The 24939-nt window shown below is 68.4% G+C and carries 34 protein-coding genes; 12 read left to right on the forward strand and 22 right to left on the reverse strand.

Annotated elements, in window-relative coordinates:
- Nucleotides 1-26: 26 nt before the first annotated feature.
- The 4 genes from ACSR87_RS07445 to serB all read right to left on the reverse strand — a co-directional run bounded on the left by ACSR87_RS07445 (nt 27) and on the right by serB (nt 1778).
- The gene (locus ACSR87_RS07445; protein WP_498530039.1) at nt 27-239 is read right to left on the reverse strand and encodes a helix-turn-helix transcriptional regulator; all 213 of its coding nucleotides are present in this window, start codon (nt 237-239) and stop codon (nt 27-29) included.
- Nucleotides 236-652 (reverse strand): DUF2178 domain-containing protein, encoded by a 417-nt coding sequence (locus ACSR87_RS07450; protein WP_498530040.1) that lies wholly within the window; start codon nt 650-652, stop codon nt 236-238. Before ACSR87_RS07450 ends, ACSR87_RS07445 begins: the two co-directional genes overlap by 4 nt.
- A 235-nt stretch (nt 653-887) precedes the next feature.
- Nucleotides 888-1079 carry a hypothetical protein gene (locus tag ACSR87_RS07455; RefSeq protein WP_498530041.1) on the reverse strand — a complete coding sequence of 64 codons (192 nt, stop codon included), beginning with the start codon at nt 1077-1079 and terminating at the stop codon, nt 888-890.
- Nucleotides 1080-1130: 51 nt separating this feature from the next.
- On the reverse strand, nt 1131-1778 hold the full coding sequence (serB, locus tag ACSR87_RS07460) for a phosphoserine phosphatase SerB (RefSeq protein WP_498530042.1): 648 nt from the start codon (nt 1776-1778) through the stop codon (nt 1131-1133).
- 139 nt (nt 1779-1917) lie between these two features.
- Between serB and ACSR87_RS07465 the strand changes: the two genes are divergently transcribed.
- On the forward strand, nt 1918-2355 hold the full coding sequence (locus ACSR87_RS07465; RefSeq protein ID WP_008576422.1) for a DUF7522 family protein: 438 nt from the start codon (nt 1918-1920) through the stop codon (nt 2353-2355).
- 30 nt (nt 2356-2385) lie between these two features.
- On the opposite strand, the gene ACSR87_RS07470 is transcribed toward ACSR87_RS07465, so the two are convergent.
- The gene (locus tag ACSR87_RS07470) at nt 2386-3051 is read right to left on the reverse strand and encodes a DUF7504 family protein (RefSeq protein WP_498530043.1); all 666 of its coding nucleotides are present in this window, start codon (nt 3049-3051) and stop codon (nt 2386-2388) included.
- 138 nt (nt 3052-3189) lie between these two features.
- Between ACSR87_RS07470 and serA the strand changes: the two genes are divergently transcribed.
- Complete coding sequence (gene serA, locus ACSR87_RS07475; protein ID WP_006600886.1) at nt 3190-4767, forward strand: phosphoglycerate dehydrogenase; 1578 nt, start codon at nt 3190-3192, stop codon at nt 4765-4767.
- Nucleotides 4768-4803: 36 nt separating this feature from the next.
- Here the strand turns inward: serA and ACSR87_RS07480 are convergent, their stop codons facing one another.
- The 6 genes from ACSR87_RS07480 to ACSR87_RS07505 all read right to left on the reverse strand — a co-directional run bounded on the left by ACSR87_RS07480 (nt 4804) and on the right by ACSR87_RS07505 (nt 8673).
- Nucleotides 4804-5382 (reverse strand): hypothetical protein, encoded by a 579-nt coding sequence (locus ACSR87_RS07480; RefSeq protein WP_498530044.1) that lies wholly within the window; start codon nt 5380-5382, stop codon nt 4804-4806.
- Nucleotides 5383-5530: 148 nt separating this feature from the next.
- The gene (thrC, locus tag ACSR87_RS07485; RefSeq protein ID WP_498530045.1) at nt 5531-6790 is read right to left on the reverse strand and encodes a threonine synthase; all 1260 of its coding nucleotides are present in this window, start codon (nt 6788-6790) and stop codon (nt 5531-5533) included.
- Between the two features lie 94 nt (nt 6791-6884).
- Complete coding sequence (locus ACSR87_RS07490; protein ID WP_004044838.1) at nt 6885-7256, reverse strand: helix-turn-helix domain-containing protein; 372 nt, start codon at nt 7254-7256, stop codon at nt 6885-6887.
- Nucleotides 7257-7338: 82 nt separating this feature from the next.
- Complete coding sequence (locus ACSR87_RS07495) at nt 7339-7575, reverse strand: DUF8001 family protein (RefSeq protein ID WP_004044839.1); 237 nt, start codon at nt 7573-7575, stop codon at nt 7339-7341.
- A gap of 122 nt (nt 7576-7697) precedes the next feature.
- Nucleotides 7698-8390 (reverse strand): DUF5828 family protein, encoded by a 693-nt coding sequence (locus ACSR87_RS07500; RefSeq protein WP_004065968.1) that lies wholly within the window; start codon nt 8388-8390, stop codon nt 7698-7700.
- Nucleotides 8391-8463: 73 nt separating this feature from the next.
- Nucleotides 8464-8673, reverse strand: a complete 210-nt coding sequence (locus ACSR87_RS07505) for a DUF8007 family protein (RefSeq protein ID WP_008579894.1) — start codon at nt 8671-8673, stop codon at nt 8464-8466.
- A gap of 88 nt (nt 8674-8761) precedes the next feature.
- Between ACSR87_RS07505 and ACSR87_RS07510 the strand changes: the two genes are divergently transcribed.
- Entirely contained in the window at nt 8762-9142 is a 381-nt protein-coding gene (locus ACSR87_RS07510; protein ID WP_498530046.1) for a cupin domain-containing protein, read from the forward strand.
- A complete protein-coding gene (locus tag ACSR87_RS07515) occupies nt 9139-9801 on the forward strand; it encodes a DUF8052 family protein (RefSeq protein WP_498530047.1) in 663 nt (220 codons plus the stop codon). Before ACSR87_RS07510 ends, ACSR87_RS07515 begins: the two co-directional genes overlap by 4 nt.
- A 55-nt stretch (nt 9802-9856) precedes the next feature.
- On the opposite strand, the gene ACSR87_RS07520 is transcribed toward ACSR87_RS07515, so the two are convergent.
- The 3 genes from ACSR87_RS07520 to ACSR87_RS07530 form a co-directional block, all read right to left on the reverse strand.
- Nucleotides 9857-11680: a carbon starvation CstA family protein gene (locus ACSR87_RS07520; protein WP_498530048.1), complete on the reverse strand. Its 1824-nt coding sequence runs from the start codon at nt 11678-11680 to the stop codon at nt 9857-9859.
- A 136-nt stretch (nt 11681-11816) separates the two neighbouring features.
- Nucleotides 11817-12782, reverse strand: a complete 966-nt coding sequence (locus ACSR87_RS07525) for an ArsA family ATPase (protein WP_498530049.1) — start codon at nt 12780-12782, stop codon at nt 11817-11819.
- 1 nt (nt 12783) lies between these two features.
- Nucleotides 12784-13080, reverse strand: coding sequence for a DUF7990 family protein (locus ACSR87_RS07530; RefSeq protein ID WP_004044859.1), 297 nt, complete (start codon nt 13078-13080; stop codon nt 12784-12786).
- A 101-nt stretch (nt 13081-13181) separates the two neighbouring features.
- Here ACSR87_RS07530 and ACSR87_RS07535 point away from each other — a divergent pair, with 101 nt between their 5' ends.
- From ACSR87_RS07535 to ACSR87_RS07550, 4 genes are all read left to right on the forward strand, one after another.
- Complete coding sequence (locus ACSR87_RS07535; protein ID WP_498530050.1) at nt 13182-14540, forward strand: CobW family GTP-binding protein; 1359 nt, start codon at nt 13182-13184, stop codon at nt 14538-14540.
- Nucleotides 14537-14770, forward strand: a complete 234-nt coding sequence (locus tag ACSR87_RS07540; protein WP_498530051.1) for a DUF8107 family protein — start codon at nt 14537-14539, stop codon at nt 14768-14770. Before ACSR87_RS07535 ends, ACSR87_RS07540 begins: the two co-directional genes overlap by 4 nt.
- A 108-nt stretch (nt 14771-14878) precedes the next feature.
- A complete protein-coding gene (gene upp, locus ACSR87_RS07545) occupies nt 14879-15559 on the forward strand; it encodes a uracil phosphoribosyltransferase (RefSeq protein WP_004044864.1) in 681 nt (226 codons plus the stop codon).
- A gap of 165 nt (nt 15560-15724) precedes the next feature.
- Nucleotides 15725-15928: a DUF7569 family protein gene (locus ACSR87_RS07550; protein ID WP_004044866.1), complete on the forward strand. Its 204-nt coding sequence runs from the start codon at nt 15725-15727 to the stop codon at nt 15926-15928.
- 284 nt (nt 15929-16212) lie between these two features.
- Here the strand turns inward: ACSR87_RS07550 and ACSR87_RS07555 are convergent, their stop codons facing one another.
- Together ACSR87_RS07555 and trpY are read right to left on the reverse strand one after the other, a co-directional pair.
- Nucleotides 16213-16845, reverse strand: a complete 633-nt coding sequence (locus ACSR87_RS07555; RefSeq protein ID WP_498530052.1) for an IMPACT family protein — start codon at nt 16843-16845, stop codon at nt 16213-16215.
- A gap of 327 nt (nt 16846-17172) precedes the next feature.
- Nucleotides 17173-17676 (reverse strand): TrpY family transcription regulator, encoded by a 504-nt coding sequence (gene trpY / locus ACSR87_RS07560; protein ID WP_008576448.1) that lies wholly within the window; start codon nt 17674-17676, stop codon nt 17173-17175.
- Nucleotides 17677-17826: 150 nt separating this feature from the next.
- Here trpY and ACSR87_RS07565 point away from each other — a divergent pair, with 150 nt between their 5' ends.
- The gene (locus ACSR87_RS07565) at nt 17827-18513 is read left to right on the forward strand and encodes a DUF8528 domain-containing protein (RefSeq protein ID WP_498530053.1); all 687 of its coding nucleotides are present in this window, start codon (nt 17827-17829) and stop codon (nt 18511-18513) included.
- Between the two features lie 36 nt (nt 18514-18549).
- Here the strand turns inward: ACSR87_RS07565 and hisB are convergent, their stop codons facing one another.
- Nucleotides 18550-19143: an imidazoleglycerol-phosphate dehydratase HisB gene (gene hisB, locus ACSR87_RS07570; RefSeq protein WP_004044873.1), complete on the reverse strand. Its 594-nt coding sequence runs from the start codon at nt 19141-19143 to the stop codon at nt 18550-18552.
- Between the two features lie 121 nt (nt 19144-19264).
- Here hisB and ACSR87_RS07575 point away from each other — a divergent pair, with 121 nt between their 5' ends.
- Both ACSR87_RS07575 and ACSR87_RS07580 read left to right on the forward strand, forming a co-directional pair.
- Nucleotides 19265-19423: a hypothetical protein gene (locus tag ACSR87_RS07575; RefSeq protein ID WP_498530054.1), complete on the forward strand. Its 159-nt coding sequence runs from the start codon at nt 19265-19267 to the stop codon at nt 19421-19423.
- A gap of 45 nt (nt 19424-19468) precedes the next feature.
- Entirely contained in the window at nt 19469-19657 is a 189-nt protein-coding gene (locus ACSR87_RS07580) for a hypothetical protein (protein ID WP_498530055.1), read from the forward strand.
- A gap of 56 nt (nt 19658-19713) precedes the next feature.
- On the opposite strand, the gene hisA is transcribed toward ACSR87_RS07580, so the two are convergent.
- Nucleotides 19714-20430, reverse strand: coding sequence for a 1-(5-phosphoribosyl)-5-[(5-phosphoribosylamino)methylideneamino]imidazole-4-carboxamide isomerase (gene hisA, locus ACSR87_RS07585; RefSeq protein WP_004065951.1), 717 nt, complete (start codon nt 20428-20430; stop codon nt 19714-19716).
- 164 nt (nt 20431-20594) lie between these two features.
- Here hisA and glmM point away from each other — a divergent pair, with 164 nt between their 5' ends.
- Nucleotides 20595-21959, forward strand: a complete 1365-nt coding sequence (gene glmM, locus ACSR87_RS07590) for a phosphoglucosamine mutase (protein WP_498530056.1) — start codon at nt 20595-20597, stop codon at nt 21957-21959.
- Between the two features lie 42 nt (nt 21960-22001).
- Here glmM and ACSR87_RS07595 read toward each other — a convergent pair whose 3' ends face one another.
- The 4 genes from ACSR87_RS07595 to ACSR87_RS07610 form a co-directional block, all read right to left on the reverse strand.
- The gene (locus ACSR87_RS07595) at nt 22002-22253 is read right to left on the reverse strand and encodes a hypothetical protein (protein WP_498530057.1); all 252 of its coding nucleotides are present in this window, start codon (nt 22251-22253) and stop codon (nt 22002-22004) included.
- A gap of 90 nt (nt 22254-22343) precedes the next feature.
- Nucleotides 22344-22712, reverse strand: coding sequence for a phosphoribosyl-AMP cyclohydrolase (hisI, locus tag ACSR87_RS07600; protein WP_498530058.1), 369 nt, complete (start codon nt 22710-22712; stop codon nt 22344-22346).
- A gap of 82 nt (nt 22713-22794) precedes the next feature.
- Entirely contained in the window at nt 22795-23847 is a 1053-nt protein-coding gene (locus ACSR87_RS07605; RefSeq protein WP_498530059.1) for an A24 family peptidase, read from the reverse strand.
- A 73-nt stretch (nt 23848-23920) separates the two neighbouring features.
- On the reverse strand, nt 23921-24862 hold the full coding sequence (locus tag ACSR87_RS07610) for a hypothetical protein (RefSeq protein ID WP_498530060.1): 942 nt from the start codon (nt 24860-24862) through the stop codon (nt 23921-23923).
- Nucleotides 24863-24939 lie beyond the last annotated feature (77 nt).

The following is a 24939-nucleotide window of genomic DNA, read 5'->3' on the forward strand; positions in this document are numbered from 1 at the left end:
CGTCCGAAAAACGGCGAGCTGATTTTTTAGGCGGTCAGGTCGCCGTCGAGTTCCGGGTCGAAGAGGTCCTCGACGCGGCAGTCGAAGTACGCCGCCAGCTTGAACGCCAGTTCGAGCGAGGGGTCGTACCGCTCGCGCTCGATGGCGTTGATGGTCTGTCGGGTGACGCCGACCGCTTCTGCGAGTTCGCCCTGACTGAGGTCGGCGGCCTCGCGGCGCGTTCGGACCCCGTTTTTCATGTCCGAGCGCGGACCCAGAGGTAGCACAGGGCGAAGAGACCGAACAGTCCGACGAAGCCGTACAGCGCGCCCGAGACGAACGGCGAAACCTCGAACAGCCCGAGCGTCGCGCCGAGCCGGGCGGCGGACGCACCGAGGACGAGGATTACCGCGGCGACGGTCATGGTGAGCTGACTCGCCCGCCGTTCGAGCGAGCGGTCGCGCTCGTCGAACAGCGCGACGTCGGTGCCGCGCCAGACGGCGAGCGCGGCGACGATGCCGAGCCAGTAGACGGCTTCCCCGAGGACGGGGTAGTCGAGGAATCGGAGGACGAGGGAGGCGAGGACGCCCGCTCCGATGGAACCGAACAGCAGGCGTCGGTACCGCCGTCGTCTGGAGAGCCGAGGCGTCGGTGAGCGTTGGACCTGTGTCATAGTTCTGTGTAAAGCGCCGGGTCGAAGACCGGGTGGAAAGTTCGCTTTACAGTAAAGCATACTTTACACACCGACTTAATCGTTGTCCCCGTTCGGTCGCGTCGCTCCGAGGTCCGCGCGGTCGCAGAAAGAGCGGTTCAGCGTCGGTTCGGGTCAGATTCGAATTCGGGGTCGGGGCCGGGGCCGGTGTCGGGTCAAGGCCGCGGGCGCTCACCGTCGCACTCGCCGGGCGCGCTCACCCGTCGTCGAACCACCACAGCGCCAGCATCGTCCCCACGACCGCCGCGGCCGCGGGAATCGATTCGTCGACGCCGAGTGTGCGGAAATCGAGGAGGACGACGCCCTCGAACAGGGCGGCGAGCGCGAGAACCACGAAGGCGAAGCCCGCCACCCAGAGTTCGGGCGTGTTGACGTCGCTGATTGCCATGGTCGGTGTTACGGGACGGAATATGATAAGTGTTAGCAGACCCCAAGCAGTCTACTCGTCGGCGTCGAGAATCCCGTGGCTCTCGAAGAGCTTTCCGAGTCGGTCCATGGAGGCGACGACGGCGTCGCAGGCCGGGCGGACCGCGTCCTTGGGGACGAAGCCGACCGAGAGGCCGGCGACTTCGAGCATCGGAAGGTCGTTCGCGCCGTCGCCGACCGCGACCGTTCGGTCCATGGGCACGTCGAGTTCGGCGGCGTGAGTCTCCAGCGCCGTGTCCTTCGTGCCCTCGATGAGCGACCCTTCCACGCCGCCGGTGAGTCGGCCGCCCTTCACGGGCAGGCGGTTCGAGACGATGTCGTCGACCTCGACGCCCTCCTTTTCGAGCGCGCGCTCGACGCCGCGTTCGAAGCCGCCGGTGAAGATGGCGACGTGGTGGCCGTAGTCGCGGAGGCGCCGGATGAGGTCGGCCGCGCCGGGTCGGAGTTCCACCTCGCCGTAGGCCTCCTCTGCGAGTTCCTCTTCGAGACCTTCGAGGAGGCGGGCGCGCGACCGGAGGCTCTCCGCGTAGCTCAGCTCGTCGTTCATGGCTCGTTCGGTGATGTCGGCCATCTCGTCGGCCGTGCCGTTCTTCTTGCCGAGGAGGACCGTCATCTCGGAGTCCGAGAGCGTGCCGTCGAAGTCGAAGGCGATGATGCGCATATCTGCCCGTCGTCGCCGCGGGGTTTCAAAGCTTCCGCGTCGGCAGTTATGCGGCGCGGGAGGGACGCTGGCGAGCCGACCGCCGGGAAACCGGGGTGACCGCGCACAGCTATTTATCCATCGTCTCCCTGACAACAGTATGGACGACCTGCACGACGCCGAACACGAGACGCTCAGCGACGTCGAAGCCGACCTTGCCGGGGACTTCGGCGAGGAAGGAGACAGTCCGCTCCGACAGTTCGTCCGAAGCCTGCACGACCTCGACGAGGCCGAGGTGCGCGCGGTCGGCCAGTACGACGGCGAGGCGTTCGAACTGCTCTACCTCCGCGACGATATCGACGAGGCGCTCGAACCGGACGCGCGCACCGAGCGCGTGAAGACACTCGTTATGAAGGCGCTCGGCGAGCCCGTCAGCGAACCCGAACTCGACGACTACGGTGAGTTGAACGCTGTCATCAGGTGGTTCGACGAAGTCGTCGTCGCCATCTACCCGCACGACGAGTGGTCGGGGGCCATCGCGACGTTCGACCGGGCGAACTCGCCGCTGGTCGACCTCGCGGTGACGCACCTGTCGTGAGAAGACTCGCCGGCCGCCTCCGGAACCCGCTCAGATTCGAAGCGGCGTCCACGACCGCGGGCCGTCGTCAAGGCCGCGGACCCGGAACTCGGGGTCGCCGTCGGTGTCGCGCGTCTCGACGAAGCCGTCGAACGGCTGTTTGAGGAGCGCGAGTTCGCGCTCGTCGACGAAGCCGGTGTCGAGCGTGAAGACGCCCGTGAACCCGGCCGCGGAGATGCGGCCCGTGATGACGTGGAGGAACTGGAACAGCCGTTTGAGGTCGGTGTACATCACGAGCGTCGAAAGAACGTGCAGACCGACGCGGGCCGACCGGCTCGCCTCGTAGTGCTCCCGGAGCGACTCGGTCAGGTGGATGCCGATGCCGGTCAGGTCGCCGGGGCTGGAGACGTACCGGAGGTTCTCCGCGTCGGCGCGGTCATCGAGGAGGTCGGCGACGCTCGTCGTGTCGATGACCTCGAACTGCTCCGGGGGCGACCCGCTGATGTACGACAGCTCCTGGGCGATGCTCGGGGCGGGCTTTTTCGTCGTCACGACGACCGTCCCCGCGTCGGTACGCTCGCCGGGCGCGAGCATCGAGAGCATGAGCCGCCGCTTCCGCGTCATCGTCGGGCCGGCGATGAGTACGGACCCGGAGTCCGGAAGCGACACCTCGGGCGGTTGCGTCGCCGGCGAAGCGTTCTCGGGACGGAAGACCATCTACTGAATCTATCGGACTCGCGCAGATAATACTAGTGGGCGAACGTGTTGGGACGCCAACCCATGCGAGACAGTCTCAATGTCACGATATCGGCCGTTGTGACAACCCTTAACCCGCACGGGTCAGACCCTACGCGCATGAAGGTACTCGTCACGGACCCGATCGCCGACGCGGGTCTGGACCGGTTACGCGAGGCCGGTTACGAGGTAGAGACCGCGTACGACGTCGAAGGTGACGCGCTGCTCGAAGCCGTCTCCGACGCGAACGGGCTCATCGTCCGCTCCGGAACGCAGGTGACCGCCGAGGTGTTCGAGGCGGCACCCGACCTCGTCATCGTCGGACGCGCCGGCATCGGCGTCGACAACATCGACATCGACGCCGCGACCCAACACGGCGTCATCGTCGCCAACGCGCCCGAAGGCAACGTCCGCGCCGCCGCCGAGCACACGGTCGCGATGGGTTTCGCCGCCGCGCGCTCGATTCCGCAGGCCCACGCCCGCCTGAAAGACGGCGAGTGGGCCAAGTCCGACTACCTCGGCAACGAGGTCAACGGCAAGACCCTCGGCGTCGTCGGCCTCGGCCGCGTCGGCCAGGAGGTCGCAAAGAAGTTCTCGTCGCTCGGGATGGACATCGTCGCCTTCGACCCCTACATCGGGGAGGAGCGCGCCGACCAACTCGGTGCCGAGCTCGTCGAGTTCGACGCCTGTCTCTCTCGCGCCGACTTCCTCACCGTCCACACGCCGCTGACCCCGGAGACGGAGGGGCTCATCTCCACCGACGAACTCGAAACGATGGGCAGCGGCTACCTCATCAACTGCGCCCGCGGCGGCGTGGTCGACGAGGCCGCCCTCGCCGAGGCCGTCGACGCCGGCGTCATCGACGGGGCCGCGGTCGACGTGTTCGCCGACGAACCCGTCTCGCCCGACAACCCGCTTCTGTCCGTCGACGACGTGGTCGTCACGCCGCACCTCGGCGCGTCCACCTCGGCCGCACAGGAGAACGTCGCCGTCTCGACGGCCGACCAAGTGGTCGCCGCGTTCCGCGACGAACCCGTTATCAACGCGCTCAACGCGCCCTCGGTCGACGAGAGCGCCTTCCCGCGCATCCAGCCGTACATCGGCCTCGCCGAGACCGCCGGCAAAATCGCCGCCCAACTGCTGGGCGGGCGCCTCAACGAAGTCGAGGTCACCTACACCGGCGACATCGCCGCCGAGGATATCGAACTCGTCACGGCCTCCGCGCTGAAGGGCGTCTTCGCGCCGCTCGAATGGCAGGTCAACGCCGTCAACGCCCCGCAGGTCGCAGAGGAGCGCGGCATCGAGGTCGTCGAGTCGAAGTCCCGCCAGTCGGACGACTTCCAGAGCCTCGTGACCGTCACCGTCCGCAACGGCGACGAGGAGATGACCGTCTCTGGGACGCTTTTCACCGGCGAGGACCCGCGCATCGTCCGCATCAACGGCTACCGTCTGGACGCCATCCCGTACGGCCAGATGCTCGTCGCCCGCAACTACGACAAGCCGGGGGTCATCGGCTTCATCGGGACCGTCCTCGGCGAGAACGACGTGAACATCGCCGGGATGTTCAACGCCCGCCGCGCGAAGGCCGGCGGCGAGGCGCTGACCGTCTACAACCTCGACGACGACGTTCCCGAAAGCGTCCGCGAGAAGCTCCTCGCCGACGACCGCATCATCGACGTGGACCTCATCACGCTCTGAAGCGGCCGACCCGAATCTTCTGAAAAACGAGACGAGCTACCGTCGGCCGAGCGCCGACGCGACGCCCTCGACAACGCGCCCGACGGCGGACCGCACCGCGTCGGCCGCGTTCGATTCGACTCCCGAGCGACGGGACCGCTCGTTCCGCCGACCTGAGTGGCCGCGGGTCTGTTTTCGGCTCCCATCCCGACGCTCGGCCAGCAACCGTTCGTAGCGGTCGATTATCTTCTGCCGGTCGGCGTCGGCGCTGTCGAGTCGAGCGTTGAGCCGGGCGTTCGCGCGCCGAAGCGCCTCGTTCTCGCGCTGGAGGGCGTCTCGGCCCCGCGCGTCGGCGGGGGGCGACGGGCGGCGACCGCGCGACTGCTGACGGCCGCGCGACTGCGAGGCCGTGGACGCCCGTGCTGACGGAGTCGCGGACGCGGGTGGGGATGCGGGTGAGGACGAGGGCGCTGACGAGGCCGTGGATGCGTTGGTGGACGTGGCCGAAGACGCGGGGGCTGCGGAGGCCGAAGACGCGGTTTCGGACGGCCCGTTGTCGATTCCGTCCGGCGGGTACGTTCTCGAACCGGCCCCGTCCCGGCTGACGGTCCCGGTCGGCATACTGCTGAGCGACATCGTGTGCCACGACGTACCACAGAATGAAAAGAATGTGTCAGACGCGCACCCGACGCGCGTCATCGCCGGCGGTCGGACCGCGGCGAGCGCCGTCGTGCGCGGCCGTCAGCGACGGTCAGCGACGGTCGGTACCGGGTCGGCGGCGCGCCTACTCGGCGAGGTGTTCGAGGACCGCTTCGGTGTCGTTCGGGACGGGTTCGGGGTCGTCGCCCGCTTCGAACGCCGCGTCGGGGTCCTTCAACAGGTGGCCCGTGGTGAGACAGACGACCTGTTCGTCCGCGTCGACGACGCCCTCGGCGCGGAGCTTTCGGAGGCCGGCGACGGAGGCGGCGGAGGCGGGTTCGACGCCGACGCCCTCGGCCGCGAGGTCGCGCTGCGCCGCGGTGATTTCCTCGTCGGAGACGGCGACGGCCGTGCCGTCGGTCTCGCGGATGCCGGGGAGCGCCTTCGGCGCGTTGACCGGGTTGCCGATGCGGATGGCGGTCGCGCGCGTCTCGACGTCCTCCCAGCGGCGGGTCTCGTCCCAGCCGTTCTCGACGGCCTCGACCATCGGGGCCGCGCCCTCGGCCTGCACGCCGGTCAGTTTCGGCACGTCGTCGGCGTCGAGCGCGCCCGACTGGACGAGTTCGCGGAACGCCTTGTAGAGCGCGGCGGTGTTGCCCGCGTTGCCGACGGGGAGGACGATGCGGTCCGGGTAGCTGCCGTAGTCCTCGTGGAACTCCTCGAGGATTTCGAGGCCGATGGTCTTCTGACCCTCAAGCCGGAAGGGGTTCAGCGAGTTGAGGAGGTACGCCTCGCCGCGGGCGGCGAGGTCCTGGACGATGTCGAGACAGGAGTCGAAGTTGCCGTCGACTTCGAGGATGCGCGCGTCGTGGAGCGACGCCTGCGCGATTTTCCCGGCGGCGACCTTCCCGGCGGGGAGGAGCACGAGCGTCTCCATCCCGCCGCGCGCGCCGTAGGCGGCGAGCGCGGCCGAGGTGTTGCCGGTCGAGGCGCAGGCGAGGCGGCCGACGCCGAGTTCCTTCGCCACGCGGACGCCGACGGTCATGCCGCGGTCCTTGAACGAGCCGGTGGGGTTCATCCCCTCGTGTTTGACGCGGAGGGTCTCGACGCCCACGTCGGCTTCGAGGCGGGGTACCTCGTGGAGCGGCGTCGCGCCCTCGGGGAGCGAGACGCCCGCTTCGAAGGGGAGCGCGGCGTTGTAGCGCCAGACGCCGCGGCCCTCGAAGTCGTCCCACGTCGGCGGGGACGCGTAGCGCACTTCGAGGAGGCCGTCGCAGTCGTCGCAGGTGTACCGAACGTCCTCGAACGGCGCGAACTGCGCGCCGCACGCGATACATTCGAGCCAGGTGCCGTCGGCGGCGACGGATGGCTCCTCGGGGGCGGGTGCCGTGAGTTCGAGGCTCATTGCTCGGGCGGTGGCACCAGAGGGACAAAAGCGGGCGGGTTTGGGCGGCACCTGCCGGGCGACGGACTCGCCGGGGACGCGGTCGGCCGCGAGCCTACGACTCGCCGAAGGCGTCGATGCGGGCGTGAACGTCCTCCGCCCACTCGTCGAGCGCGGCGTGCATCATCTCCTTGGCCTCGGGGAGCGGGGTCGCCGTGTACTGGTAGACGTAGCCGCCGGGGTCGAGCAGGCGGCGCTTGCGCTCGGTGAGGCCCTTGTCGAGGAGCGTCGTCAACGAGCGGTTGACGTTGCTGCGGTCGCGGTCGAGTACCTCCGCCAACTCCGCGACGGTGCTTCCGGGGTTGTCGAGCAGTGCGAGATACGTCCGGCTCTCGTGGCTCTGGATGCCGAAGACGCACGCGAGGACCTGTCCGAAGTTCGGGTCCTCGGTCTCCATCAGTTCGCCCATATCCGGTGCGTCGGCCATGCACACCTGTTCGCCGTGCGTCGGATTAAACCCTCACTTACAGGCGAGCGAGCGGCCGCCGCGGCCGGGAACCGCACCGACGCTACTCTTTCGCGTAGCCCATCTTCAGCACGCAGGCGCGCATCCCGTCTTCGTCCTCGTGTTTGTGGAGTGTCGTCGGCGTGTCGCAGTAAAAGACCGTCCCGTCGTGGCGGAGCGTCACCTCGTGGACGCCGCCGAGCAGTTCCGCTTGGACGACGACGCGGCGACCCTCGCGGAGCGCGTCGAGGATTTCGTCTGCGGTCAGTTCGCCGGACTCGACTCGGAGCGGCTCGGGCATACCGGAGGGTCGCGGGCGAGCGGTATCAGTATTGTCGATGGCGGCGAGTGCCGACGGAAGCGCGTGCCGACGGCGGGCGGCGGGCGGCGAGTCGAGCGAGTCGAGCCGAACCCGGACCCGGCTCAGTTCGTCGTCCAGTTAGATCGGTGTTCCTCGTCGGTCGTCGGCACCTCCACGCCCTCGACGGCCTCCGCGACCTCGGTCTCTTTCGGCGTGTCGATGTGCCAGCGGTCGATTTCGTCCTCGAAGTCGCGCAGCGTCTCCGACACCATCGACTTCAGTTCGTCGTCGTTGACGTTCACCTCGAAGACGAACCGCTCGTCGCCGGAGCCGCGGCCGACCCGCTGGATGTTCGCGCTCACGAGTTCGTTGTCGAAGTAGTACGGTGCCAACTGGGTCATCACGTTGCGGTAGACCGTGTCCTCGACCTTCCGCAGCGCCTTCCGCCCGGCGGAGTCGGCCGCGCGAGCGACGTAGTTGATGGAGTCCTGCCACGACTCGACGGCTCCCTCGTTGTCGCCCTCCTCGACCCGCTCGTAGGACCGAGAGAGCTTCTCGCCCGCCGTCTTGAGGTCGTCGTTGGGCGTCTTGCCAGCCTTCTCGCCTTCGCCCTCGCCGACGCTGGCCTGCTGGGCCGTCTTCTCGTTTACGTCCTCACCGAGTCGCTCGTGGGACTTCGGTCGCCACTCGTCCCAGTCGTCGAAGGCGGTGCTGTCGACGTCGGCGTCGCGGAGCGCGCGGGTGATTCGCTCCCCGTGTTCGACGACCTCGTCCCAGGTGCCACGGCGTTTGAACCCGGAGATGCTCTCTTCCATTGTCGTTGACGGGAGTACGTGCCAGACGGTATAAACTCTACGAGGGGACAGGTTCGCACACGGGTGAGAACGTCTAGCGGTCGCCGTAGACGAAGCGCTCGGCGGCCGCGTCGAGGCGAGCCGACAGTTGGCCGAGCCACGCCGCCGGCGACGCGGCCCGAAGCGCCGACGCGTCGAGTTCGATTCGGTCGTCGCCGAGCGGGTCGCGAGACTCGTCGGCGGTTGCGTCCACGACGGTCGTCATCGAACACCGACCGCACCCCTCGCGGGTCGAACCTCCCATGCGCCGCGCTTCGAAACCTTCACGAATAAACCTTGGTTTCCGGGCGGGTCGCGACGGGCTTATACGGTCGAACGTGTTGCTCCGTCTCATGGGATATCGCGTCGTGGACGCAACCGCCGTCGAGCCCGCCGACGACCGCCCGTGCGAACTCCGCCGCATCGGCGGTGAGGGGGGCTTAGAGACCGTCGCGCTCAACCGCTTCCGGGCCGCCCCCGGCGAGCAAGTGCCGCTTTCGTACCACTACCACACAGAACAGGAGGAGGCGTTCTACGTCCTCTCGGGCACGCTGTTCGTCGAGACGCCGGACGAGACGTTCGAAGTCGGCACCGACGGGCTGTTCGTCGCCGACCCCGAGAGCCCCCACCGGGCGTACAACCCCGAGGACGCCGCGGAGCCGGTCGAACTGCTCGCGCTCGGCTCGCCGGCCGTGTCGGGCGACGCCGTGCCCTACGACTCCGACGAGGAATGAGGAGCGTCGAACCCGAGGACGCCGAGGGAGCCGGAACGCAGGACGAGCCGGGCGGGGCGGACGCGTCGACCGAGTCGGCCTCGGCTCCCGCCCTCGACCGCCCCGAGTGGGACGACGAATACCTCGACCGGGTGGCCGAGCGACTCATGTACAACTACGACTTGGAGCGGGAGTACGCCGTCTGCGGCGAGCGGTTCGACCTGTTCGGCTCGATGCGGATGGAGAGCCAAAAGCAGTTCCTCCACCGGTCTATCAACTACGCCAACCACCACGCGATGGAGTACATGTTCGCGCGGCGGGTCGAGTCGGTGACGGTTGCCGAACTCGAACGGCTCGTCGAACTGGGCCACGCGCTCGCCGACGAGTGGATAGACCCCGACGAGGAACACTACGGGACGGACTTCACCTTCGTCCTCGTCGCCGACGCGGTGCCGGAGGAAGTCCGGACGTTCGTGTCCGAGTTCGCGGACCGGACGCTCCTGAAGTTCGGCTACTACGGTCACTACGAGATGAACCTCGCCGTCATCGCGCCGGCAGACGAGGACGCCGTGGCGAGCCGGAACGCCGACTCGGTCGCCGCGTTCACCCTCTGGAGCGACGGGTCGCCGGCGGTCTCAGACGGGCTGTTAGGGCGGGTCCTCAGGAAGTTGCGTCGGTAAGAAAAACGGAGTCGAAGGGTCGGTGGTCAGAGGCCGAACGGCGAACGACCGCGCGTCAGTCGTCGCTCGGCTGCGACCGACCGCCGTGACCGCCACCGCCGCCCGAACTCCGGGCGTCTTTGATGTTGTCGTAGCCGATTTTCGCCAGCGACAGCGCCAGATAGACGAGCACCAGCGCGAGGACGATTTGGACGACCGCCGACACCATCGCGAAGGTGCCCGCCGAGGCCATCCACTCGGGGTTCATGAACTTCGCGTAGATGTTGTCGTGGAACGCGAGCCACAGCAGGCCCAGCGACGTAATGGACGTCATGAGGGCCATCGGCAGGCCCGTGCTGAGAAGCTGCTTGGAGTCGTCCCAGTTGGCGAGCCAGACGGTCGCGGTCAGGAGCGCCAGCGCGGCGAGCAGCTGGTTCGCGCCCCCGAACAGCTGCCAGAGCGTCAGCCACGAGCCGCTCGTGATGAGGATGTACGCCGGCAGCGACTGCACGAACGCGTTGCCGTAGCGGTTGGTCGCGAACTCCTCGACCGGCGTCTCGGGCGTCCCGACGATTTCCTCCATCATGTAGCGACCGAGGCGAACCGCGGTGTCGGTCGACGTGAGGAGGAAACTGACCAGCACGAGCGCCATGAACGGCCCGCCGAAGTCAGTCGGAATGCCGAAGCTGGACAGGATGACGCCGCCGCCCGCGGCGAACGTCGGCAGTGCGAGGCCGATACCGCCGCCCACGTCGGGCGCGATGATGGCGACCGTCGCCAGCGCAACGGTGGCGAGGAGGCCCTCACCGAGCATGCCGCCGTAGCCGATGACGCGCGCGTCGGACTCCTTGTTCAACTGCTTCGAGGTCGTGCCCGACGAGACGAGCGAGTGGAACCCGCTGATGGTCCCGCAGGCGATGGTGATGAACAGAAGCGGGAACAGCGGCGCGCCGGAGCGACCGATGAAGCCGTAGTACGGTTCGAGGTTCGTCACGAGCGGTTGCGTCGGGGTCGTGAAGAACGTGCCCGCGACGATGGCGACGAGCGCGCCGCCGACGCCCGCGTACAGCAGGAACGACGAGAGGTAGTCGCGCGGTTGCAGCAGCACCCACACCGGGAGGGCGCTGGCGACCGCCCCGTAGACGAGGATAATCGGGACCCACGCCGCGGTGTTCCCGTTGAACGAACTCGCGCCCGGGAGCCACGAGCCGGAGCCGGAGAACAGGACAAACGTCTCGGCGGGTGCGCGGGCCGCGGGTTCGAACAGCGCAATCGGGTACTGAATCCCCGCGTAGACGCCGACGAACATCGCCGCGACGAACACACCCGTCCCGAGCAGGAACGGGAGATTCAGCTGATAGAGGTAGACGCCGAACAGCACCGCGAGGACGATATACACCAGGCTCGCCGTGGCCGCCTCGGGATAGGCGTTGAACACGATGGCCACCACGAGGGCGAACACCGCGACGACGAGGACGATGGTGAGAAACGCGAACCACAACAGCATGTTCTTGCCGCGCTCGCCGACGTACTCGCCGATGATGTAGCCGATGGACTTCCCGTCGTGTCGCAGGCTGCTCGACAGCGACACGAAGTCGTGGACGCTCCCGAGAAGCGGGTTCCCGAGCGCAATCCACGCGAGCGCGGGGACCCAGCCCCACACCACGCCCGCCGTAATCGGCCCGACAATCGGCGCGCCGCCCGCGATGCTCGAATAGTGATGCCCCAGTAACACCGGCTTTTTCGCCGGAACGTATTCTTGACCGTCTTCGTACTTGTGCGCTGGCGTCTCACGACTGTCGTCGAGTTCGACGAACTGCGCGAGATATCGGGAGTAACCGAGATACCCGACGGTAAACAACGCAAGCACCGTGACGACCAACCAAATGACTTGTACCATGGTACGCTGCCCCATTGAGAGAAACGAAAATGCCTCCCTTAATGGTAACGATAGATAGGAATGTATCGTGTTCGAACGACAGGTTCGTTCGGAGATGTGCGTCGAAAACTTCCGCCGCGCGGCTCGTTGTGACAGCTTACTGAGTGTCCGGTGCGGTGTCTACGTCGAGTTCGGCCGCGACCTCGCCGAGGAAGTCACCCTTGACCTCTGCGACCCGCGTCTCGACGGCGGCGACGAGCGGCGGTGAAAAATTCTCGCGGAGATCGTCGAGTCGCTCGCGCTCTGTCTTGACTCGTTCGCGCAAGAACGTCGCCCCCCGGCCCGACTCGTCGGGGTCGGGTTCGGGCGTGAGGCGGTTGACCGCGAGGCCGCGCACGTCGAGGCCGTAAGAGTCGAGTTGGTCGATGGCGCGCTCAGTCTCGCGGAGCGATAGCTCGTCGGGGTTCACGACGAGGAAGAAGGCGGCGTCGTCCTGGAGCGTCGTCTTGGCGAACGAGAAGTCGTCGCGGCGCTGTTCGAGGCGGGCGATGATGGGGTCGCCGTCCATCATGCGCCGGGGCTCGTTGTTGCCGATGGCGGCGCGTTCGAACAGTTTGACCGACTCCTTGCGCTTGTGGAGGAGCCGCTGAATCCAGCCGTCGAGGTACTCCGGCAGGGAGAGCAGTCGGAGCGTCCCGCCGGTCGGTGAGGTGTCGAAGACGACCCGGTCGTAGTCGTCCGCCGAGCGCATCACGTCGATAAAGCGGTCGAACAGCGCCGACTCGTACGCGCCGGGCGTCTGATGGGCCATCTCTATCTGCCGGTCGATTTCGTTGACCATCGCCGGGCTGACCTGGTCGCCCATCGCCCGCTTCGTCTCCATGAGATGTTCGCGGACCTCGGTCTCGGGGTCGATTTCCATCGCGTCGAGGTTCGGTTCGTCGGCGACGGCCGCCGGCTCGTCGGTGAACGACTGGTCGAACACGTCGCTCGTGCTGTGGGCCGGGTCGGTCGACACGAGGAGCGTCCGGACGCCGTCGCGGGCGCACTTGACCGCGTAGGCGCTCGACATCGTCGTCTTGCCCACGCCGCCCTTGCCGCCGAAGAAGACGAATTTGCGCATGTTAGAAGTGGTACTGGTGGCCCTTGCGTTCGAGGAGCGACCCGCGGTCCCACATCCGCCGCTCCCACGCCTCGAACTCGTCTTCGAGATAGGGGAGCAGTTCGGCGGTGTAATAGGAGATGGGTGAGGGGATGCCGAACGCGTCGGGGAAGCACGCGAGCATGAACGCGTCCTCGTCGTCCTCGGCCTGCTGTTCTATCTTCTCGTAGGCGGGGTGCGAAATCATCCCGTGGTAGAGGCCGCGGAGCCACTCTTCGACGAGTTCGCGGAAGGATTCGATGCGCGCGGCGAGCGTCATCAGTTTACACACTCGCCCGCTGTCGGACAAAAGGGTATCGTTCACGAACGTCCGCGCTGGTTACCTGCGATTTCATATGTGCGGCCCCGGTAGGCCCGCTCATGAACGCGGGGGAGACGATTCCGGTGACGGTGCTGGGCGGGAGTCTCGGGGCGGGCAAGACGACGCTTCTCAACCACCTGTTGACGAACGCCGGCGACCGCGACATCGCCGTGCTCGTCAACGACATGGGCTCCGTGAACGTCGACGCCGAACTCGTTGCCGAGGAGTCCGACCTCGCGGTCGGCGGCGGCGTGACCGAACTGTCGAACGGCTGCATCTGCTGTGAGCTACAAGACGACCTCGAAACCGCGGTCGTCCGCCTCGCGCGCGAGCGGTCGTTCGACCACCTCGTCGTGGAGGCGTCGGGCGTCTCGGAGCCCGGGCCGGTCGCCCGGCTGTTCGTCACCTCGCGGGCAGCCGCCCGCTACGACGTGGCCGGCCTCGCGACGGTTGTCGACTCGCGACTGTTCGCGGACACCTTCGGCGGCGGCGACCCGGACCGGACCGTCGCCGTGGAGGGAGACGGGTCGGTGCGCCCCCTCTCGGACCTCCTCGTCGAGCAGGTCGAAAGCGCCGACCTCGTCGTCCTCAACAAACGCGACCTCGTCTCCGACGCGGAACTCGCGGCGGTCCGCGACGCGGTCGAAGCGCTCCGGCCGGGCGCGGCCGTGGTGGAGACGACCCGCGGCGACGTGGACGTGGACCTGCTCCTGTCGGACCTCCACGACCCCGACGCGCCCGTCGGCTGGCGGGCGGCGCTGGAGGGCGAGACGGGCGGAAGCGACGACAACGAGGGCGACCGCGGCCGCGACGAACGCGCGGACGCAGACCGCGATGACCACGGCCACGACCATACCCACCACGGCGACCACGACCATACCCACCACGGCGACCACGACCGTACCCACCACGGCGAGACCGCGCACGCCGAGGCGACCTACGGCGTCACGTCGTTCGTCTACCGCCGCCGCGCGCCGCTGGCCCCCGACGGCGCGGCCGCGGTGCTGGGCGACCTCCCCGACTCGGTCGTTCGCGCGAAGGGGTCGCTGTGGGTCGCCGGAGCCGAGGACGTTCACTACACTTACAGTCAGGCCGGCCCGTCGGCGTACGTCACCGCCGCCGGCCCGTGGGTCGCCTCCCGACCCGAGTTCGAACAGGACACCTACCGCCGCAACCACCCCGACTTCGACTGGCACGACGACCACGGCGACCGGCGGACCGAACTGGTGTTTATCGGCCGCGACATGGACGAAGACGCACTCGCGGCCGCGCTCGACACCCACCTGCTCGACCCCGGCGCGTCCGCGGACGCCGGCGACTTCCCGACCGACCCCGGCGAGGAAGTCGCGCTCGCGGAGCCGATCCGAGAGCGCGACTCGGTCCCGGCCGCGGGCGTGGTCCCGGAGGGCCGCCGATGAGCAGCGAGTCGGAGCGCGCCGGCGGCGACGACGAGAAGCGCGGCGAGGAGATAGAGTGGAGCGAGGGCGACCCGCGGGTGCTGTTCGTGATGAATCTCGTCCTCTCGACTGTGTTCGCGGCGGTGGTCGTCTACGGCCTGTCGTACATCGACCTCGCGGCCTTCTCGGTCGTCAACGTCGCGTCGGCGGCGCTCGTGCTCACGGCGGTCACGTACCTCGTGACGAACTGAAACCGCGGGATGGGTCACCGACCCATTCTCCGCGTGAACTACCCGCAGGCGACCGCTGGCGGCCGATAGCCGCATTTATGTCCTTCGGGAAACCGCCTTCTCAGTAAGATGCCCATCGAAGACCGAGACGACGCGTACCTCATCACGCACGCGCTGGCGAAGGACACGCTCTCGCGCCTCCGGGACGTGGAGACGACGCAGGTCGCCTTCCGGAAAGGCCTCGTCAAACTCGGCCGCATCTGTGGCTACGAGATAATCGACGGCGCGATGGAGACCGAGTACGTCACCATCCAGACCCCGCTCGCGGAGACCACCGGCGAGCGCGTGAAAGGGCTCGACAACGTCGTCATCATCAACGTGCTCCGCGCCGCGACGCCGTTCGTGGAAGGGCTGCTCAAGGCGTTCCCGCGGGCGAAGCAGGGCGTCATCTCCGCCGGCCGCGACGAGGAGGCGGGGATGGACGACGACGGCGGCTTCCCCATCACCATCGACTACGTGAAGCTCCCCGAAATCACGGAGAAAGACACCGTCATCGTGGCGGACCCGATGCTCGCCACCGGCTCGACGATGTGCTCGGTCCTCGACCACATCCTCGAAAACGCCGGCGTCGACCCCGAAAAGCTGTTCGTCCTCTCGGCGGTCTCCGCGCCCGACGGCCTGCTCCGCGTCGACAACGAGTTCCCCGAGGTCGACCTGCTGACGGTCGCCATCGACGACTACCTCGACGACGACGGCTACATCGTCCCCGGACTGGGCGACGCCGGCGACCGCGCGTTCCGCACGACGTAACTCGGTCTCGTCTCGTCCCGCCTCGTCCCGCCTCGCCCCGCCTCGTCGCGTCACGGCTCGCGGGCGGTCGCGACGACCGCCGGCCCGGATTCGGGTAACGACTAAGTTACCGCCCGCGCACCTCCGACGCATGGACGAACCTCGCACCGCCGGAGGGTGCCGACGATGAGCGACCCGTGCGACGGCTGTGGACGAGCGGTCGAAGACGCCCTCGCTCGTGCGGTCCAGTTGCAGGTCGACGGCTCGACCGTGGATGACCAGCGGCTCTGTCCGACCTGTTTCGCGGACTGGATCACCCAGTACGAAGAACAGATGTCGCCCAAACGGTCGTCGGACGACTCGACGGATTCCGAGATAATCGTCGACTGACGGCGTCGGGTCGGGGCCGTGTCTCCCACGACCTCGCAGACCCCCTCTTTTCGGGTCGAGAAACGATTCCCCTCGGCGGGTTTTCGTTCGAGTCGAACGTCCCGAACCGCACCCCCGTAGACTACTGTGAGAGACTGTTACAAGGGGTGCGGCGGGGTCGACACCCGAGTCCGCGAACCCCTTCGTTTCGGGTCGAAGTCCCGCGGGCTCGCGAGTCGGGGGCGAAAACAAAACGGAGGGAGCGCCGACGCGGTGAGGGTCGTCGAATCGGACCGACGGCCGCGCTACTCGATGCTCGCGCGGCCGCTGGTCGCGCTCCGGATGCGGTCGCGGAGCTCCGGGCCGTCCTCGACGGGGACGCGAACCTCGAAGGACACGTCGGCTTCGTAGGCGGCCTCGAACTCGACGCCCGCGCTTTCTAACAGCCCGCGAACGCTCCCCGAGTCGTCGTACTCGACGATTACGGTGAACCGCTCGTGGGGAATCTCCTCGACGACGCCCGCCGCGTCGAGCGCTTCTTTCACGGCCCGGGAGTACGCGCGGGCGAGGCCGCCGACGCCGAGGTTGGTGCCGCCGTAGTAGCGCGTCACGACGGCGGCGACGTTGCGCACGTCCTGCTGGACGAGGACGTTGAGCGCCGGTTTTCCCGACGAACCGCTCGGCTCGCCGTCGTCGCTCTGGTACTCGCGGAGCATGACGCTCCCTTCGCCGGGGACCGACGACGAGGACGACCCCGCGGGAACCCGGTAAGCGGGGACGTTGTGGGTCGCGTCGGGGTGGCGCTCCTCGATTTCGGTGACGAACGCCTCCGCCTCCTCGACCGTCTCCGCGGGGGAGACGTAGCCGATGAACTCCGAGCCGTTGACCTCGAAGCGGGCGTCGGCCCGGCCGGCGACGGTTCGATAGGCGTCGGTCATGCCACCGAGTTGGCGTCGCGGCGTGGAAAAGCGTTCGCACCGTGTCGTCGGCGCACCGACGCGGGCGGCGAGGAGGGCAAGCGACGCGACCAACAGGAAGCGACGGCGACGGGGTTCGAACCGGAATCGACGCGCTACTGGCCGCAGGCGTCCGCGTACGACGTACACCCGTTTTGGATGCAGACGCCGCAGAGGTGGCGTGTCTCGGAAATCGGCTCACCACAGCACATGCAACTGCGCATGGACACCATGCGAAAAACTACCGTTGGAGGTTACAAGAATCTTATTGCCGTGTTGACAGAATATTCGCGGTGCCGACGGGCGGGCTCAGGCGATAGTGATTCGGCGGACGAAGCCGAGGTTCGACAGGTCGTTGAGCAGGTCGCCGGGAACCGGCTCGTCGGTGATGATGTAGAGCTTCGGGTCGTCGGTGAACTCGGGGTCCTCGCTTATCGTCTGGCGAATCGAAATGTCCGCGTCAGCGAGTTTCGAGGTGACGGTGGCGACGATGCCGGGTTCGTCGGCGTCGGCCACCTCGACGGTGAGCACGGAGAGGTCGAGCACCGGCGCGAGGTCCATCAGGCTCGGAATCGACGAGATGTTCTGGAAGATTCGTCGAAGCTCCTCGTCGTCGAGGATGGCGTCGGTCGTCGAGTCGACGACCCGCCGGTCGACGTCGGCCTCGCGGGCGATGCCGGTGTTCGGTATCTCGATGCCGCCCGAGACGACCCGGCCCTGGTCGTTGACGGAAAAGCCCCGTTCCAAGAGGAGCCGAATGACAGCCTGCTGGCTCGGGCTGCCTTCGAACTTCTCCATAATCTCGTCGAACATTCGTTGGTCGGGGGATTTGCGGGCGGATGCATTAAGTGGTCCGTCACCGGCGACGCCGCGGCCGAGGGATTCGGCGGCGACCCCGCCGGCAGGCCGCCGACGCCGCGTCCGGGGAATGGGTTTAACCGTCGGCGCGGAGACCGGTCGTCCATGCGCGAACTACGCACCTGCGATTTCTGTGGGACCGACGCCGTCGGCGTGTTCGAGGTACTGCCGCCGGCGTTGACGCCGGCCGACGACCAGCGGCGCGTCGTCCTCTGCGAGCACTGCGAGGAGACCCTCAGCGAGGTCATCGCGCCGCTTCTCTCCCGGCTCGGCGTCGACGCCGACGTGGACGTGGCCGACGACGCGCGGGCCGAGACGGGCGCGTCCGCGGCACCCGAGCGAACCGCGAGCGGGTCGGGCGGCGCGGCCGCCTCGGTCGACGTGAACGCGGTCGACCCCGCGCCGACGCCGCCGGAGCCGACGGACCACGACTCGCCCGACGAGGGCGACGACGCTGGTTCTCCGGGAGACGACGCGAACGACAACGACGACGTGGACGACCACGAAGCCGAGGCCAAGACCGAAACCGAAGCCGAGAACGAGCCCTCCGCGTCGGCGGCCGACGAGAAGCCCCGACCCGACGGCGAGTCCGACCGGAGCGAGGAGCCGCCGAAGTTCCGAAAGGTCATCCGCATCCTCCAGAACCGCGAGTTCCCCGTCGAGCGGGCGGAGGTCGAGGCGCTGGCGTCCGGCGCGTACGACCTCGACGACGACGAGGTGGCCGACATCTTCGACTACGCAATCGAACGCGGACTGCTCGTCGACGACTCGGGGACGCTCCGGCGGCCCTGAGCGGTCGAACGCGCGGACTCAGAGAGCAGGCGGCGATTACAGTTTTCCTTTCGTACTCGGCGTGTCGGAGCGCCGCGGGTCCACGCGGGTCGCGTCGTCGAGCGAGCGCGCGAGCGCCTTGAACAGCGCCTCGACCTCGTGGTGGGCGTTGTCGCCCTCGACGCCCGCGTGGAGCGTGAGGCCGGCGTTCATCGCCAGCGACATGGCGAAGTGTTCGGCCATGTGGCTGGTGAACTCGCCGACGTACGGTTGGGAAAAGTCGCCCGAGAACTCGAAGAAGGGGCGGCCCGACACGTCGACGACGACGGAGGCGACGGCCTCGTCGAGCGGGACCTTGCGGTCGGCGTAGCGGACGATGCCGCGCTTGTCACCGAGCGCTTCGGTGAACGCCTCGCCGAGGACGATGGCCACATCCTCGACGGTGTGGTGGTCGTCGATGTGGAGGTCGCCGTCGCACTGGACCGTCAGGTCGAACAGGCCGTGTTTGGCGAAGGCCTCCAGCATGTGGTCGAAAAATCCGATACCGGTGTCGACGACCGCGTCGCCGTCGCCGTCGATGGCCAGCGTCACGTCGATGGTCGTCTCGGCCGTCTCGCGGGAGACGGCCGCGCGTCGGTCGGCGTCGCTCATGTCGCGTTCGAGGCGTGCCGCGCATATAGGGATTCTCGTCGTCGAGCGGGCGGGGCACGCCACCGACGCGTCAGACGCGCGTCTGACTGACGTTCATGCGTTCGGACGCGTACGGTGGAGTATGCAGCGAAAGGGAGCGCTGGTGGTGGGGTACACCATCTGCGTCGGGGGACTTCTGCTCACCGCGCGGTCCGGGGTCGCCGTCGCGTTCGGCGTCGCGCTGGTGACGCTCGCGGTCAGCGCGGTCGTACTTGGCGGGGGCGTCCTGAGTGGGCGATAACCGACCGATGCGACTAGAATCGAGTCGTCCGGGGGCGAACGATTGATGCGGCGCGGAGCGACCGCCAGCCCGAAACGCGACGTAGTGACGGTCAGTATGCTCGTCCTCGCCGGGCCGTTTCTGGCGACCTCACGCCCCGAGACGGCGATTATCGGCGCACTGTTCGTCGCCGTCGGCGTCTACGGGACCGTCGAGAGCCTCGCCGCGGCCGTCGCCGCGTATCTCGACGCGTAGCGGCGCGCGGCGTCCCGGCCACGCCTCGGCCACGTCTCGGCGTGCCGACGACGCGACTACGCCTCCATCGCTTCTTCGAGCGTGAATCGACCCTCGTAGAGCGCGGTGCCGACGACGGTCGCCGCCGCGCCCGCCTCGCGGAGCGCACGCACGTCGTCGAGGGAGGCGACGCCGCCGGAGGCGACGACCGGGATGTCGACCGCGTCGACGACCGCCGAGGTCGTCTCGAGGTGGACGCCTTCGAGTTGCCCCTCCACGTCCACGTCGGTAAAGAGGATGGCCGCCGCGCCGAGTTCTTCGTAGCGGGCGGCCGCCTCGGCGGGGTCGAGGCCGGTGCCCTCGGTCCAGCCGGAGACGACGACTTCGCCGTCTTTCGCGTCGAGGCTGACCATCACGCCGTCAGGGTAGTCGGCGGCGAGTTCAGCGACGATATCGGGGTTCTCGACGGCCGCCGTGCCGAGGATGACGCGGTCGACGCCGCGGTCCAAGAGGTCGCGGGCGTCGTCGGCGGTGCGGATGCCGCCGCCGAGTTGGAGCGGCACGTCGACCGCGTCGAGGACGGCGTCCACCGCCGGGGCGTTCTTCCGCTCGCCCTCGAACGCGCCGTCGAGGTCGACGAGGTGGAGCGTCTCCGCGCCGGCGTCGACCCAGCGTCGAGCGGCTTCGACCGGGTCGCCGTAGCTCTTTTCGGTGCCGCGTTCGCCCTGCACGAGCTGGACGACTTCGCCGTCTTGCATGTCGACCGCGGGGACGACTTCGAACTCCGGGAACATACGTCACCGTGGGCGAGCGGCGTGCGTAAACGCACCGGATACGGCGACTCGGAGTTGGTGCGGATACGGCGACCGGGAGTCGGTGACCGGGACGCGGCGACGAACGTAACAAGCGAACCAACAGTTCGGAACGGCTTTGTCGCGCCGGGGTTCACACACACTCAATGAAACTCTTCGGTTCCAGCGGCACCCGCGGCGTGGTGGGTGAGAGCCTCACCCCGGAGTTCGTCCTCCGCGTCGCCAAGGCCGCCGGCACGGTCTGGAACACCGGCCGGGTCGCCGTCGCACGGGACACCCGAACCACGGGCGAGATGTTCGTCAACGCCGCCGAGTCCGGACTGGCGAGCGTCGGCGTCGACGTGGACGACCTCGGCGTCGTCCCCACCCCCGCGGCGGTCCGCTACTGCGAGAATCAGGCCGTTCCGGGCGTCGTCATCACGGCCTCGCACAACCCCCCGGAGTTCAACGGCGTCAAACTCGTCGGCGACGACGGCGTCGAACTCGCCGTCGAGGAGCTAGAGCGCATCGAAGACCACATCCTCGCCGAGGAGTTCGACGTGGCCGGGTGGGACGCCGTCGGACGCGTCCGGTCGGTCGAGACCGCGAACGACGACTACCGCGAGGACCTCCTCGCCAACGTCGACCGCGAGAAAATCGCCGCCGCGAACCTCACGGTCGCGCTCGACCCCGGCCACGGGGCCGGGTCGCTCGTCACGCCCGACTTCCTCCGCGAACTCGGCTGCGAGGTCCGCACGGTCAACGCCCAGCCCGACGGCCACTTCCCCGGTCGCCAGTCCGAGCCGGTCCCCGAGAACCTCCGCGACCTCGAACGACTCGTCCGCGCGACCGACGCCGACGTTGGAATCGCCCACGACGGCGACGCCGACCGAGCCGTCTTCGTGAACGAGCGCGGCGAGTGCATCTCCGGCGAGGCGTCGCTGGCCGCCCTCGCGGCCGCCGACCTCGAACCGGGCGATGCGACCGTCTCCGCCGTGAACGTCTCCCAGCGCCTCGTCGACGTCTGCGAGGAGGTCGACGCGGACCTCGAACTCACGCCCATCGGCTCGACGAACCTCATCACGCGCATCCGCGAACTCTGGCGCGAGGGGCGGAACGTCCCCATCGCGGGCGAGGGCAACGGAGGGGTGTTCTACCCCAACTACCGCCTCGTCCGCGACGGCGCGTACATCGCGGCGAAGTTCCTCGAACTCGTCGCCGAACGCCCCGCGAGCGAACTCGTCGCGCCCTACGAGGACTACTACAACGTCCGCATCAACCTCGAATACGACGAGGAAGCCGAGTTGACGGCGATGCTCAACGCCGCCGCCGACTACGCCGAATCGGCCGACGCGACGCCGAACACGACCGACGGCTACCGCCTCGACTACGGCGACGCGTGGGTGCTCGTCCGCCCCTCCGGGACCGAGCCGAAAGTCCGCGTCTACGCCGAAGGCCGCTCCGAGGAGCGCGCGACCGAACTCGCCGAGGACGCCGCCGACGCGCTCCGACGCGCGGTTGCGACGCTGTAACTCGATAGTACCGGGCAGAAAGAACCTCTTTTCGCGCGCCGCTCACAGGCTAATCGCCGCGAACAGGAGCGCCAGCGCGCCGAACACCAGCAGCATGAAGCCGCGTTCGAGGTCGTCGCCGTCGAGGTCGTCGTCCGGCGGGTCCTCGCGGGTCGGGTCGAGGACGAACTCCGGGTCGTCGGAGCGGGCGACCCGACGGGCGGCCGCGGCGCTCTTGAGCAGTCGGCCGCCGAGGGCGAAACAGGTCAGCCCCACGACGATGGCGACCAGCGAAATCGGACTGACGTTCACCATCGGCCTGCGGTCGCAATCATCGGTCGGTCGCCACGGGGGTCGCCGTGGTCGCCGCGCCAGTCGGTGTCGTCATCGGTCGGCTCGCATCGGTCACTCGTCGTCGTAGACCGCGTCGGGGTCGAAGACGCGCTCGCCGACGTGCTCGCCCTCGACGGTGCGGTAGAAACACGACCGGTGGCCGGTGTGACACGCGCCGCCGGTCTGGTCGACGAGATACAGCAGGGTGTCGGCGTCGCAGTCGACGCGGACCTCCCGAATCGCCTGTGTGTGGCCGCTCGACGCCCCCTTCTCCCAGAGTTCGTCGCGGCTCCGCGAGTAGTAGTGCGCCCGGCCCGTTTCGACGGTTCGGTCGAGCGCCTCCGGCGAGACGTACGCCAGCATGAGCACCTCTCCGGAGTCGGCGTCCTGCGCCACGGCGGGGACGAGGCCGTCCTCGCCGAAGTCGACATCGACGGTCATGATTCGGGCCACGCGGTCGTCGGGGTTATCTCTTGTGCGTCGCCGCGCGGAAGACGCGCCCCGACGCCGACTCCGCGGCGACTCAGACGATACCGAGCGCGCCGAGGACGCCGAAGAGGATGTCGCCGTAGACGAACGCGACGACGAGGCCGACGAACATGGGGACGAGAAACGGGATGCCCGGCGAAATCCACACCGACTCGCGGGTCGTCACGAGGTCCAGTCCGCCGCGGAGTTTCTCCGGCGACGTGCCGTAGGCGCTGCCTTCGATGCTGTCGAGGAACCGCTCCGCGCCCCACGGGTCGTCGAACGACCCGCCAGAGTCGGCTTCGCGGCCGTCGTCTCCGGGGGCGTCTCCGTCGGCGGCGTCGACGGTCTCGCCGTCGCCATCGAAATCGGCCGACGCGCCGCCGTCGGTGGCCGCGCGGTGGACCGCGCCGTCGGTCGGGTCGAACGTCTCGCCGATGCTGTCGGGGTCACGGAGGTCCTCCGGGTTCGAACGCAGGTCCGCGAGCGTCAGGCCGCGCCAGCGGAGGTACATCCGGAGCGCGTCGAGGTCGAGGCCGTTCCGCGTGACGCCCTCGGGCGACTCGAACAGGCGGCCGTGGGCCGTCGAGAGTGACGACACGGAGACGCGGCGGCCGACGAACGAGATGGGGAACTCGAACTCGCCGTCCGCGAGGTTCCGGGCGGCGAGAAACAGCGGGTAGGCGAGGCCGACGATGACCGTGTTCGTGAGAACCGTCATCGAGAAGACGCCGAGGCGGGTGGTGGCCAGCGGGAACTCCGTCCCGGCGAGGGTGTAGCTGGGGAACGTCGGGAGCAGGATAGCGAACACCATGAGCGCCTTCGCGTCCGCGCCGCCGAAGCCGCCGAGCCGCCAGAACAGATACGAAAGCGGGACGACGAGGCAGATGCTCACGCCGACGCGAATCAGGTAGAGCCGGTCGAAGACGGTCTCGGGCGGAACGTGGCCGAGCAGTTCCCACGCGAGCAGGACGATACCCAACGCGGCCAGCGGATACCAGACGACGTTGGGGACGCGCCGCGTGCGAACGTCGCGTACCGCGGTCCACGCGAGGACGGGGAGTACCACCAACCGCAGGAGGTCGGGGAGCGTGCCGATACCGAACATACCCGGAGACGGGGGGCAGGGGAGTTAGGTGTTCGGGACGGGTATCAATCCTGAAACCGACCCCGGCGGCGGGTCAGAACGCCGCGAGTTCGACGAAGCCGACGAGCCGAACCGAAAGCGAAAACAGCGCCAGCGCGGCCGCGGGGACCCACACCGACCGTGAGCGCTGGTAGCCGACGGCGGCGAGTCCGAACGCGAGCGCCCACAGGACGTGCACGACGCCGCCGGGGACGTCGACGAAGACGGTTCCGAAGACAGCGAGACCGAGCAGTCCGAAGGCGAACACGGGGGCGAGCGTCGGCCGCGAGACGGGCCGAAGCGAGCGCTCGGCCGCGCTTCGGTACGTCACGCCGACCGCGACACAGCCGCAGACGGTCGCGACGAGCAGCAGGCCGAGGACGGTGACGCGCCACGGTTTCGGGAAGACGACCAGCGTGAAGGCGGCGTCCCGAAGCACCGACTGAAAGAACGTCGCGAGCGCGGCCGCAGCGACGACCGCCCGAGCGGGCGCGAGCCCGACCCGCGACGAGGCGAGGTCGAACACCACCGCGACGAGGAGCCCGAAGCCGAGGCCGGAGAGAACCACGTCTTCGGCGGCCTGAACTGCCGCCGTTGCGACCGACGCCTCCGGGTGGTACGTCCACCCGAGGAGCGCGGCGAGCGAGGCGTCAAAGCCGACCGCGAGGAGTGCGCTCGCGGCGACGACGGCGAGTCCCGGCGCGAGAGCCGCCGCCAGCGCGTCGGTGATGCGGGAGCGCTCGGGGAGACCGAACGACGGCGGGACACCGCGATAGCGCGCGTAGACGAGCGTCGGGACCGCGAGGCCGGCGACGTTCGGCGACGCGAGCGCGCCGACTACCGGGACGCCGAGAAGTCTGAGCGACACCCAGTAGCTGGCCGCGCTCGCGACTGCGAGACAGGCGAGAAACAGCCCGATTCGACCGAGTTCGGACGCTTCGCTGGGGAGCGAGCGGTCGGGGCGAAACGCGCGGACGGCGGTCACGAGCCTCGACACGGGTGGAGCGACCGCGCCGCGGGACAAATCGCTGTCGGCCTCGCGGCTCACTGCGCGGACAAATGGCGGACCCGCCG

This window comes from Haloferax sp. SDI50, from assembly GCF_059802635.1.